The organism is Nibrella viscosa (genome assembly GCF_039541875.1).
Classification (GTDB): Bacteria; Bacteroidota; Bacteroidia; order Cytophagales; family Spirosomataceae; genus Nibrella; species Nibrella viscosa.
The window spans coordinates 107,540-119,234 of the sequence record NZ_BAABHB010000007.1 but is presented as its reverse complement, the minus strand read 5'-3'; the positions used below and the strand labels follow the sequence as shown (position 1 = coordinate 119,234).

Sequence of the window (11,695 nt, the reverse complement as noted above, 5' to 3'; positions counted from 1 at the left end):
CTACAACCACGAATTAAACACCCAAACATATGGCACATATCGCAATCCCGATTCCGAACTTGCCAGGCAAGCAGGATGTCGAAATCGAAGTAACCATCAACGGCCAGAAACAGGCCCTGCACTACCGCGTTGAACTTTTCTACTGGGGCGACTGCACCATCCCTACCTTCGACCGGGTGGAGTGTATCCGGCAACTGCTGGCGAGCTACGACCAGGACTGGACTTTGTATTACATCGGCACGCCCACTGATAATTTTGTGCCGATTACGTTCGTGCGAAAAGAGGATATGGCAAAACAGCGGGCCTTGCTGACCATGAGTTAATGTTATAAATCAAGCCCAGCTTGTTCTAACGTCTACCTGCCATTCTCTAATCTGAATACAGGTAACTAATTGGGTAGACCTTTACAGGAAAAAAGAAAGGTAGTCACACCTTAATGTTTACCACGACACCCATGCGTATCTGTTTCGTCAGTCTGATTCTCGGCTGGTTTTTAGGTGTTCACCAGCTTTATGCCCAAAACCAGCTGCATCAATCAACAACCCTGATGCCCAGGCAGCAAAGCATAGTCGTCATGTCAGCCCTTACCACCAAAGGAGACCTGCAAAAACTGCCGGCGGCCCTGAACGCCGGCCTGGAGCGGTGGCCATCACCCCCAATACCGCAACCGGGCGCGTAACCTGGATGAAACTGAAGCCGGTAACCGATGCTGAGTATACCAACGTAACGTAGTGAGCCTTTTATAAATTAGCTAGATGTTGAGGAACACCCCGCCTACTTATCTGACGAATCGCGGTTTGGCGCTTGGCGAAGAAGCGGATTTTGAAGCCCTAAGCTTTATTTAACCAATGAACCCGCTTTTTTGCCAAATGCTTGTTACCTGCTGCTGTTCTTTCGTCTGCTTTGTTTGTCATTTGTATAGGTTATAAAGTCAATGCGTAAATAGTCGTTTACCGTTGGGTCAACTGCAAAAATTTCTCCCGTTTTTTTATTTTCAATTGTAACAAAGTCGTGGTCTTTAAAGAATGCAGAATTGAAATATTTGTGAATGTTTATTTTAAGGAAATAAAGTTGTCCAATTTGTGGTTTCGCAATCCATCTATCAGCCATATTGTATCTTTTTAAAAGATAGTTGCAAGTTGTCGCAAAGAACGAAGCATAACCAACACAATGGGCTGTCTTGGAAGTTATAAGTTTATTTGGATCTATGTCGTTTTTGTTGGCAGTAAAGTTAAGTTGTCTTGATGTTATTGAAAGACTAAGTTCAACAAGTTGCTTAATGTCAGGGGCAGTTTGCTCGTTAGTATTTGTATCAATGTAGTCAGTAAGTTTTTTGTCTGTTGCTGAATAATTAGTTCGAAATCCAACCGGCTTATATGTCACTAAATGTCTGTAAAACCACCCACGAAACAAGAGTCCGACTATCGTTATAATTAAGATTATTATAAATATTGATTTGATAAATTTCATTGTTTAGCGGTCGTTGTTTACAGTTGCAGCTTACGTTAAAGCATTGTCGTTGTGGCGGTATTCTGTGTTCCGTCTGCCCGGTGCCGCAGCTTATTAAAGTAAAAAAGCTCATTGCTTTTTCTACTGGCCAACATTATTCATCTGCTGAAATGAGGCCGAATAGTAAACAAAAAACTGAAAATTTATTCGTCACTCTCCATATGCGCCAATGCACGGTTCGCTGCATGCCATACGTCTTTACGAACAGCAAGATGTTCCCATTTGAATAGGTGGACATTTCACAGAACCATAACTGCAAAAAACGCAACAGTCACCTTTTTTTGGCTTTAGGCGTGTCCCACAAATTTTGCATTCATAGAAATATTGGCATGCGTCTGTGGCCATTGTTTCCTCCTGCTGGTGTCCACATTCAGGGCAGTTAATCACCGATTGCAGTATTGGAACTTTTTTTTCCATTAGTGATTGATTAGAGTTTGAGAAGTCACTTTATAGCCTGTGTTGTTGATGGCTTTTGCAATGCTGTCAATAGATGTTTTGGTGTTGTCAAACTTTACAATGGTGTATGCTTTTTCATATGACGTTTGATATTGAACAACACCTTTGACTTTCGCAATTTCACTATTTACGTGTTCGGTACAGCCTTCGCAAGTCATGCCTTTTATTGTAAACTCCGCTTGTTTAATGCCGGCTTGGTTGTTAATGACAACCTTAGGCTGATCATAAATCGGGTAAAATGCTTTTGCGTAATAAGGGAAAGTAACCAACAGTCCCGCTACAACAGTAACAATGCTCAAAAAGGTTTTGGATTGTAAAACTGTAGGTTTGGTGTCTGTGTCGCAATTGCAGTCAACTTGCTTTTGAGGCTTTAGATTTTGGTACCAGGCAAAGGCAAAAAACAAAAGGGTCAGTGCAATCAGGTACGGCCTAAAAGGCTCAACCCATGCAAAAGATGAAGCAAGTCCACTTGCCCCACCTAAGAACGCTAAAACAGGTGTGAGGCAACAAAGTGAAGCGGCTGCGGCAGTTAAAAGCCCTGCCATAAAGCTTTTATTGTCTTTTGTTCTTGTTGTCATGTGAAAAATGTTGCACAAAAATAAAACCTACATTGTTAGAGGGTTGTCAATAGGGTTGCCGCTAACGGTTAACAGCGTGACGGCATTCTGTGTTCCGTCACGCCCCGAACCAAAGCCAGATAAAGGTATAAAGTTTATTCATGCTGCTCATCTGCGTTACGTCGCGCTGGAATTGATGCCAGCCATGTTACTACAGTTAATGCTATGTTGGTTCACCCCGCCATTACGCCAAACCGCTGTTAGCGGTTCGGTCTTTTCATTTTCCGTTTAACTTTTCAATCGCTTCTCGTCTGTTTTTTACTTCCAATAGGCTTTGTTGCATGGCTCATCCGGTGATGGTGTTGCGTATAAAAGCCTTAGGCTTAGCGGAATGGAAACGACAGGTAGGCTACCACCGCCGGAGTAAGGCCGAGACGGCTATGTATCGGTTGAAAGTGATTTTTGAGGAACGCTTACGGAGCCGAACCTTGAGCCGTCAACAGGTAGAGGTACGTCTAAAAGCAGATTGCCTGAATCGATTTTCTCGATTAGGGCTGCCGGTGGTGGTCAAAAAGCCTCCAACATAGCCATGCAACAAAGCCGTGCGAAGCGCTTAAATTTTTCAAGTCCCAATAAGGATTTGCGAAGTTTTGAATATTCAATCTCATGTTCGTCTTCAAATCCGTTGAAGCAATGGTAATCAGATTTTTCAGCCTCTCTATATCTATTGTGAAATTGTCCATTAGGATTTTATCATTACTGCCAACGAACAGGGCTTGGCGAAGTGGCGGTATTTTGTGTTCCGTCTGCCGGGTGCCGATGCTGAATAAGGATACAAAAGCTCATTGCTTATTCTGTTGCTTGGCGTTATTCGTCGGCTAGGACTGAAGCTGAGCAGAGAAAAAAGTTGAGAATATATTCTTCGCCCCGTCATATTGCCAATGCATCTGTTATGTGCTGGCTATCTGTTGATGATAGTAATTGCTTTGTTAATTGTACTTCAGATATTTAATTCCATTGTACGTTCTTAATGTCGGTATTTCTGTAACAACTGACACCTTTACCGTATCATCTTTTTGTAACACAAAAGTCGCTTTGGGATAGCCAATGCCACCTTCAAATGTGTTATTGCCGATGTATTTCAAACTTGCCCAGAGCTGTCCATTTTGTTTCATAAACAGCAGGTCATCGCTTTTCGTAAATTCAATAAAATTGTTATCACCAACATCATAAAGTCCCGTGATCTTGTCGTAAACTTTTTTGTCAAGCGGAATTTCCTTACTCATCACGACGTTAAAGATAATCTCACTTTCGCCAGCAATATTTTTACGCAACGTGAGTGTCCTGTTTACAGCTTGTGGCACAGAAGCCCATTTGTCCGTGTCAACATACTTACCGCCTTTAAAATAGATCTGCGTTATTAAATCTTGCTGGTTTGGCACCGAAACCCTCATGTGTATATGAGCCGGTCGCCAGGATGTTTCGATTGTGGGGACCGCTTTATAGGGAACAGGCAAAATAGATTTGAATTCATACGTTCCGTCTGCTTTTGTTCGTTGCCCGCCACGATAGTTGTAGTCGTCGGACGTGTTATCATACACTTCATTTTCATCACAATGCCAGATTTCTACAAACGCATCGTTTATAGGCGTTTTCCCATCCTCTTTAAAAATCTTTCCTCTTAAAACGATCGGTGTCCCCTTTGAGCCGGAAAGCCTAAGATTGGTTCGTAACGGTGCGCCTGGCCTGTAAAAGGGTCCAAGTATATCCGTTGTAGTTGGCGTGTCGCCTTCAAAGTTTTTCCCATTCCAGTTTAAAGCTCCGAAAGCGCTAACACTGACAACTGTCAGCGTTGAATTTTTAATAAATATCCTACGTTGCATAATGATAGGTTTTGGTTGTTTAGAAAGAAAGGCTCGTCCTTAGCTTGCACACAACGAACAGGGCTAGGCAATGTGGCGATATTCCGTGTTACGTCAAGCCGGGACTGAAGTTGAAAGTAGTACAAAAGACGATATTATGCAATTAGCTGGGATTTATTCGTAAAGCTGGATATGTAGCTGAGTAGTGTTATGTCGATGAGGATATATTCGTTAATTCGCCATAACGCCAAACCCCTTGTTAGCGGCTGCTCTACCGTCTGAATGAAGACGGTCCTCCGAATGTCATCTACGCGCTATCCGTGACAAATGGTGTTCGAACCAGAATATAGTTGCATTATTTTCTCGAGTAATAGGTCGGTCTATAACCCATCAGAAAACTAATTGGTGCCAGTATCAAATAGCTCAAAAGTTGCATAGGCCATGGTGGGTTTATCACACGAATTTCATCCTTATGTTTTAACCCCATCAATGGCAGCTGTAAAAAAGGGGGCATTCCTTGATCGTTAAGCTTGCCGTCATTAGCGAGCGCAAAAAATGATTCAAAGAATTCGTCTATATGGAGTGCAGGAGAAAATTGTTGAACAGAATGAGCCTCTGTATCATCCTCGTTCCAGAAACAATGAGGGGCGCCGGCAGGAATCGTAATACTTTCACCGGGCCCTATGATTTGTTCCTTGCCATTTACCAGGAAGTGAAGTCTTCCGGAAATAACTTTTGCAGTGCTTTCTTGTTTAGGATGAACATGAATTGGCTCTCTCATGCTGGATTTAAGATTGAAGGATTCAATTTCCAGTAGCTCACCATTTGTTTCCTTTCCGGTTCGAAGAAAAAGCATTCTTTGCCCTGTTCGTGCATTTGTGATTTTATCTCCTTGCTTTGCCATTAGGTTTAAATTTTTAGGTTGTCAATTCTAAAGGCTTATTAGATGTCATCTGGTGTGTCGAATTAGAGTTGTCGCTAACGTTAAACGGCTTTGCGTTCGGCGGGGCATTCCGTGTTCCGTCGCCCCTGAACTGCCGCCGATGTTTTTACTAATGTACAAGTTTTATTCTTCTGCTCACCTGCGTTCCGTCAAGCCGAGACTGAAGATGATAGTTGTTACTGCTGCTGACGCTGCGTTGGGTCGCCCCCCGCTGACGCAAAACCGCTGTTGGCTGCTGCTGTAGTTTTCAAAATGTTTATTTCTCTATCAAGGTAATTGGAATTTTTGCAATTTTCGCAAACTCTATTACAAGGTCTGTGAATTCTTTGTTGAATAATTCTATGAGTTCGGAGACCGGTCTCAAGTCTTTTTTGCATTGTATTCTAGCGCTTTCCGCTTTATTCAAATCGCCTGCATCAGTTGCCTTTTCCATTTTGGAAACTACTTTATCTAGTTGTTGCAATATATTTTCTTCTACGAACTGTACCATGTCAGCGTCTGAATGCGACAAGTCCTTAAATATTTTTTGTGCTTGAAGTAACTTGGATTGGTCCTTAACAAACCATTGACCTATTTTATTTTCGAGATTTTTTTGATAAATGTTTTCAATGTCAGCACAGTTAAACTTGAGCTGTTGCCTTTCCTGACCGCTTTTCATATTTTTGTATTCTTTTATAACTTGTAAGAAGTCAGTTCTTGCTGTTTTTGACCTAAAGTCAAAGTACAGGAATTGATTTATCCACTTAGCGGTATTTTCGTTTGCATCAAGTATCCGCTTGCAGATTGAATACAAATCAACTGCACACTGCTTATACTTTGGCAGAATTGGAAGTTTTGATAGTTCTTTACCTAAAGAAATAAATTCATTAAGAACTTTTGCTCCAGACTCTAATGTTAAAGCAGCCATATTAACAGTATTTTGAGGTTTAATTTTTTACATTTTGATTAAATGTGCAGCCACAGTTGCAGCCAACTTGTAAATAGACGCAACTGTGTTGCGTCAATACAAACTAAAACGCTGTATTGACGCAATATAACCGTTCCAGGTCAGACAGTCAATAGACGTGTTGGTGCTGAGGAGCGGGGCCTTTCTACGCTTTTCGTAAACCGGAGAAAGACAATGGGACCCCAGGTCCAGGTAGGCATCATAACCGTTCAAGGCAGCGGGTTAGCCGCAACGAATTTAGTTTGACCTTGTCGCCATGGCTGCTTTCCCCGGATCGGGAGCACTGCCTGCCGAGCCGTCCTGGCGAAACGCGAAGACCTCCCCTTTTTGGGCTGGATTATCGGGCCGACGGTCTGCTGATTGCCATGATTCAGCATCCGCCCGCCTGCGGTGGTTGATGGCATCGGCAACACCTTTTATGGGGCGCTGACCCACAAAAACGGTGCTGCCGAGCAAAGCAACTTCCACAATTACCGCCTGATCCGGAATAACGAAGCGCCCCAGACGATTGAGGTGTACTTTGTGGAGAATGATATTGACCCGACCGGCCTGGGCGAACCGCCTTTCCCGCCGGTGTTCGGGGCGGTGGCCAATGCACTTTATAAGTCAACCGGCAAGCGGTTCTATACGCAGCCCTTTGCAAACCAGCTTGTAAAATCCTAAGGCAGCAGGAGGCTGATGTTAAGTCCTCCCTGTTATTTGGTATAAAAACACGGCGGCTACTCAGTAGCCGCCGTGTTTTTATTGATAGGACAATCAGAATGCGGGCAGGAATCAGCAGAGAGAGCTGACCTGTTTGAGGAGTTGGCCGGCCACGGTACAAAATTGGATAAAAGAAGCAGACTGCTCAATCGCATAAAGATGCTATACGGGGTATATACGTTTGATTATAAATGTATTATTGTCTGCTGATTTTGGATTATCAGAAAGGCTAAACGTGAATTTTACCGTGTACTCAATTCGTCAGCATTGAGCAGGTTTTTTCCGGAAATGGAGAGTAGCTTTTTTAATTCCGACAATTACGGAGCAGGATATTTGACCGCATTGTTTTTTGTTGTAGTTTAAGTTTCTCTTAGAACCAGGTAGATAGACATTATACACGCAATCTTTACGTATCAGCTATTTTGAAAGGTGTATCTCTGGAGCGGCAGTCATCCGAATTATTTCAGGAGGTGATCGACAACATGCCGATTGGGCTGGTGCTGTATCAGGCCATTCGGGATGGAGAGGGGAAGATTGTTGATTTCCTGTACGTTTTTGCCAACGAAGCATATGCCGGTATAACTGGCCGCGCCATTCATCAGGTAATCGGCAGTACGCTGTCGGAGGTGTACCCGCTGGCTTCAGAACGGGGTTTCCTGAGTCGCCTGATGCAGGTTATGCAATCGGGTCTGCCAATTCGCTTTGAAGAGCGCCTGCTGGACAATGGTCCCGACCGCTGGATTGATATCAGTCTGGTGAAGCAGGGCGATGGCGTATTATTTACCTTCCAGGATATTTCGGAAACCAAACGACTGGAGCAACAGGAGCGCCGGCAGAAAGAGCAGTTGGCGAGTGTGCTCAACGGCTGCCAGATTGCCGTATCGTTGTTTGAGCCTATCCGCAACGAGCAGGGTACCATCATCGATTTTAAGTACATCACCCACAATGAAGCCAACGCCCGGCTGATTAACTGGCCGGATACTACCGTTCCCCGGCAAACCATGCTCGACGTGCTGCCGGGCCTGGTTGAGTGTGGCCTGTTTGCCCGGTATGTGCAGGTGGCCGAAACGGGTATTCCGCAGCGGATCGAGCAGGCGTACCATGCCGACGGGCTTGAGGGTGTTTTCGATGTCTCAATTGCGCGGCAGGGTGAAGGCATTGTTGTTTCTGTGGTTGACCAGACCCCGTTGCGTAAAGCCCTGCACCAGGCCGAGTCGCTGGTAGGGCAGTTGAAGCAATCCAACGAGTACCTGCAACAGTTTGCCTATGTAGCCTCACATGATTTGCAGGAGCCGTTGCGCAAGGTAAAATCGTTTGGTGATATCCTGATGGATCAGTACGGAAACGTACTTGGCCAAAACGGGACCGATCTGGTCAGACGGATGCAGAATGCCACAACCCGGATGCAATCCCTGGTGCGGGACCTGCTGGCCTATTCCCGGCTGAGCACGGGCACAAACCCACCGGCTCCGGTGAACCTGAATGCGTTGCTGAAGGAGGTGCTGGATGATCTGGAGCTGACCGTTCAGCAAACCGATGCGGTGATAACTGTTGATCGCCTGCCTGTTGTGGTTGGTAACCGGGCACAGCTCACGCAGTTGTTTTCTAATCTGCTGAGCAATGCGCTGAAATTTCATAAACCCAATCAGTGCCCAGACATTATCATTAGCGCACACCACCCAACCGGACCGCTTTTGGCTGAAGTGCAACCTCTAGCAATTAAGAAGCAATACGTTCAGATTGACATCATCGACAACGGTATCGGGTTTGACCCGCAGCATACTGAACGGGTGTTTCAGATGTTCCAGCGGCTGCATAGCGCATCCAGATACCCTGGCAACGGCGTTGGCCTGGCGTTGTGCAAAAAAATAGCCGAGAACCATGGCGGAGCCATATCTGTAAAGAGCCGGCCGGGCGTGGGTACCACCTTTACGGTGACCCTGGAGACTGCCCCGCTATCCTAACCGAATTAACCAGTTAACTAGTGAACCAATAACTACCCCCAGTGTCCGCAATTGTACGCCCCACCGTCCGATTGCGGACATTTTTATTTTGTTTTCCTGGGGAAGTTGCTGATTATCAGGTGTAGTTGGTTTTTGGTACAGGCTTTGGCATTAAGATAGTGCAGGCTGACTGCTGCTATCCACACCATGACTGAAACAAGCGGGAGAAAAGAAGGAGAGAAGAAAGGGTAAATCTACCACACCCCTTTTCCCTCCTCCTTTTCTCCTTTCCTTCTTTTCTTTTATGCTAAAAAACTACCTCACCATCGCCCTGCGAAACCTGCGCAAGCACAAAGGTTTCACGTTTATCAATGTCTTTGGGCTGGCCGTCGGGCTGGCCTGTTGCCTGCTCATTACCCTATATATAGTGGATGAACTGAGCTTCGACCGGTACAATACCAAAGCCGACCGCATTTACCGAATCAATACCGATATTGTCTTCGGTGGGAATGATATGCGGTTTGCGGTATCGCCGGACCCCCTTGGGCCAACCCTGAAAAAAGACTATCCGCAAGTAGAAAATTATGTACGATTCCATGACCGGGGAACCTGGCTGGTGAAACGGTCGGGGCAGCCGCATAACCTACGGGAAGACAAAATCGTCTTTGCTGATTCTACCCTGTTTGACGTATTTACCCTACCCTTTATAGCTGGTGACCCGAAGCGGGCATTGGCAGAACCCAATACCGTGGTAATTAGTGAATCAGCCGCCCGTCGTCATTTCGCGAACCGGAATCCAATAGGACAAACCCTGGTCTTTAATGATACGCAAGTATATAAAGTGACCGGTGTCATGCAGGATATGCCGGAAAACTCCCATTTCCGCACTGATTTTTTCGTGACGATGCTGAATGATAATTACCAGTGGGGTCAGTGGCTTAGTAACAATCACCACACCTATATCCTTCTGAAACCTGGTATTGACCCAAATGCCTTTGAAAAGAATTTCACTGACGTTGTTGAGAATTACATAGGCCCACAGGCATTGGCCATTATGGGCGTGAACATGAAACAGTTTCGCGAATCGGGCAATAAGTATCGAATGTGGATGGTGCCGCTGACCGATATTCACCTGAAGTCACGCCAAACGATAGAATTGGCCCCCAACGGAGACATTCAATACATCTATATTTTTGGGGCGGTAGCGATTTTCATTCTGCTCATTGCCTGCATTAATTTTATGAATCTGGCAACCGCCCGGTCGGCCAATCGGGCCAAGGAAGTGGGCGTTCGCAAGGTGTTGGGTTCGGAGCGGCAGCAGTTGATTAGCCAGTTTATGGTCGAATCAATCCTGATGGCTGTTTTTGCGATGGGGCTGGCGTTGGGGTTGGTGACGCTGGCCTTGCCGCTATTTAATACCATTGCGGCTAAAAACTTGTCCGTGCAAAGGCTGCTTGCACCCAATTACCTGGCTGTTATCCTGCTACTGCCCGTTGTAGTCGGTATGCTGGCGGGTAGCTATCCGGCATTCTTCCTGTCGTCGTTCCGGCCGCTGCTGGTGCTGAAGGGCGGGGCGTTCAAACTCATCAACCGGCGTTCGGCCCAGGTAAGCCTGCGCAGCGGACTGGTGGTTTTCCAGTTTGCCATGTCGGTTATTCTGATAATCGGGACGATGGTGGTGTACCGGCAAATCAACTATATCCAGACCACCAAGCTTGGTTTTAACCGGGACCAGGTACTGACCATTCATGAAGTATACAGCCTTGGCAATCAGGCGGAGGCTTTTAAAAATGAAATACTGCGTCTGCCTGGTATAGTTGGCGGTACTTTATCGGGTTACCTGCCGGTGCCTTCCGACCGGAATGATAGTCCCATGTTTCCCGAAGGTGAATTCGACCAGAAGAAAGCGGTGAGTATGCAGCAATGGACCGTCGACCACGACTATGTGCAGACGCTTGGTATGCAGGTTGTGCAGGGTCGTGATTTTTCCCGCGATTTTGGCTACGACTCGTCCGGCATTATCCTGAACGAAACGGCGGTTAAAATCTTCGGGTTTAAAGACCCGATTGGCAAACGGGTCATGCAGATGTTCGACGCGACCGGTAAAAACTTCAAGACGTACACCATCATTGGCGTGGTGAAGAACTTCCACTTCGAATCGCTGCGACGAAATATAGGGGCTCTGGGGCTGTTCCTTAATAAGAACACCTCGGCTGCCAGCTTCCGGCTGAGTACCCAGAATATGTCGGCGCTGATTCCGCAAATTGAAACGAAATGGAAGCAAATGGCACCGGGGCAGCCCTTTAACTACTCGTTCCTGGAAGACAAGTTCGACGCCATATACCGGGCCGAGCAGCGCATCGGCACCATTGCGCTTACCTTCGCCATCATTGCCATTCTGGTGGCCTGCCTGGGGCTGTTCGGCTTAGCGGCTTTCATGGCCGAGCAGCGGACTAAGGAAATTGGTGTTCGCAAGGTACTAGGTGCGTCTGTACCCAGCCTCGTTACGATGCTGAGCTGGGACTTCCTGAAACTGGTCTTTATCGCAATCGTGATTGCCACTCCCATTGCCTGGTGGGCCATGAACCAATGGCTGCAGGATTTCGCCTACCGCATCGACGTTCCCTGGTGGGTGTACATCATGGCGGGTGTCGTGGCGATATTCATCGCTTTTGTCACCATATCGTTTCAAAGTATCAGGGCGGCTTTGATGAATCCGGTGAAGAGTTTGAGAACGGAATAAAGCCGGTCCCCAGGCGTAGGCGGAATGGGTTAAA

Annotated in this window: 11 protein-coding genes and 1 pseudogene; 6 read left to right on the top strand and 6 right to left on the bottom strand. The window is 46.2% G+C overall.

From position 1 onward, the window contains the following. The first annotated feature begins 29 nt into the window (after positions 1–29). Entirely contained in the window at positions 30–323 is a 294-nt protein-coding gene (locus ABD931_RS17740) for a hypothetical protein (protein ID WP_345239846.1), read from the top strand. A 131-nt stretch (positions 324–454) separates the two neighbouring features. After that, positions 455–679, top strand: coding sequence for a hypothetical protein (locus tag ABD931_RS17735; protein ID WP_345269189.1), 225 nt, complete (start codon positions 455–457; stop codon positions 677–679). Between the two features lie 197 nt (positions 680–876). On the opposite strand, the gene ABD931_RS17730 is transcribed toward ABD931_RS17735, so the two are convergent. The 6 genes from ABD931_RS17730 to ABD931_RS17705 all read right to left on the bottom strand — a co-directional run bounded on the left by ABD931_RS17730 (position 877) and on the right by ABD931_RS17705 (position 6,234). Further along, on the bottom strand, positions 877–1,470 hold the full coding sequence (locus ABD931_RS17730) for a hypothetical protein (RefSeq protein ID WP_345269187.1): 594 nt from the start codon (positions 1,468–1,470) through the stop codon (positions 877–879). Between the two features lie 237 nt (positions 1,471–1,707). After that, entirely contained in the window at positions 1,708–1,926 is a 219-nt protein-coding gene (locus ABD931_RS17725) for a GDCCVxC domain-containing (seleno)protein (RefSeq protein WP_345269186.1), read from the bottom strand. Next, the gene (gene merTP / locus ABD931_RS17720) at positions 1,926–2,543 is read right to left on the bottom strand and encodes a mercuric transport protein MerTP (RefSeq protein WP_345269185.1); all 618 of its coding nucleotides are present in this window, start codon (positions 2,541–2,543) and stop codon (positions 1,926–1,928) included. The genes ABD931_RS17725 and merTP overlap by 1 nt, the downstream gene beginning before the upstream one ends. Positions 2,544–3,511: 968 nt before the next feature. After that, on the bottom strand, positions 3,512–4,405 hold the full coding sequence (locus ABD931_RS17715; RefSeq protein ID WP_345269184.1) for a dioxygenase family protein: 894 nt from the start codon (positions 4,403–4,405) through the stop codon (positions 3,512–3,514). A 334-nt stretch (positions 4,406–4,739) separates the two neighbouring features. Next, positions 4,740–5,288, bottom strand: coding sequence for a cupin domain-containing protein (locus tag ABD931_RS17710; protein WP_345269183.1), 549 nt, complete (start codon positions 5,286–5,288; stop codon positions 4,740–4,742). A 295-nt stretch (positions 5,289–5,583) separates the two neighbouring features. Beyond that, positions 5,584–6,234, bottom strand: a complete 651-nt coding sequence (locus ABD931_RS17705) for a hypothetical protein (RefSeq protein WP_345269181.1) — start codon at positions 6,232–6,234, stop codon at positions 5,584–5,586. Between the two features lie 281 nt (positions 6,235–6,515). Between ABD931_RS17705 and ABD931_RS17700 the strand changes: the two genes are divergently transcribed. The 4 genes and pseudogenes from ABD931_RS17700 to ABD931_RS17685 all read left to right on the top strand — a co-directional run bounded on the left by ABD931_RS17700 (position 6,516) and on the right by ABD931_RS17685 (position 11,661). Further along, positions 6,516–6,671: a hypothetical protein gene (locus tag ABD931_RS17700; RefSeq protein ID WP_345269180.1), complete on the top strand. Its 156-nt coding sequence runs from the start codon at positions 6,516–6,518 to the stop codon at positions 6,669–6,671. Beyond that, positions 6,661–6,936: pseudogene (locus tag ABD931_RS17695) on the top strand (xanthine dehydrogenase family protein molybdopterin-binding subunit); the annotation flags it as partial. The gene ABD931_RS17700 and the pseudogene ABD931_RS17695, both read left to right, overlap by 11 nt. Before the next feature lie 461 nt (positions 6,937–7,397). Beyond that, entirely contained in the window at positions 7,398–8,939 is a 1,542-nt protein-coding gene (locus ABD931_RS17690; protein ID WP_345269179.1) for a sensor histidine kinase, read from the top strand. Between the two features lie 283 nt (positions 8,940–9,222). Further along, on the top strand, positions 9,223–11,661 hold the full coding sequence (locus ABD931_RS17685; protein WP_345269178.1) for an ABC transporter permease: 2,439 nt from the start codon (positions 9,223–9,225) through the stop codon (positions 11,659–11,661). The last annotated feature ends 34 nt before the right edge of the window (positions 11,662–11,695 follow it).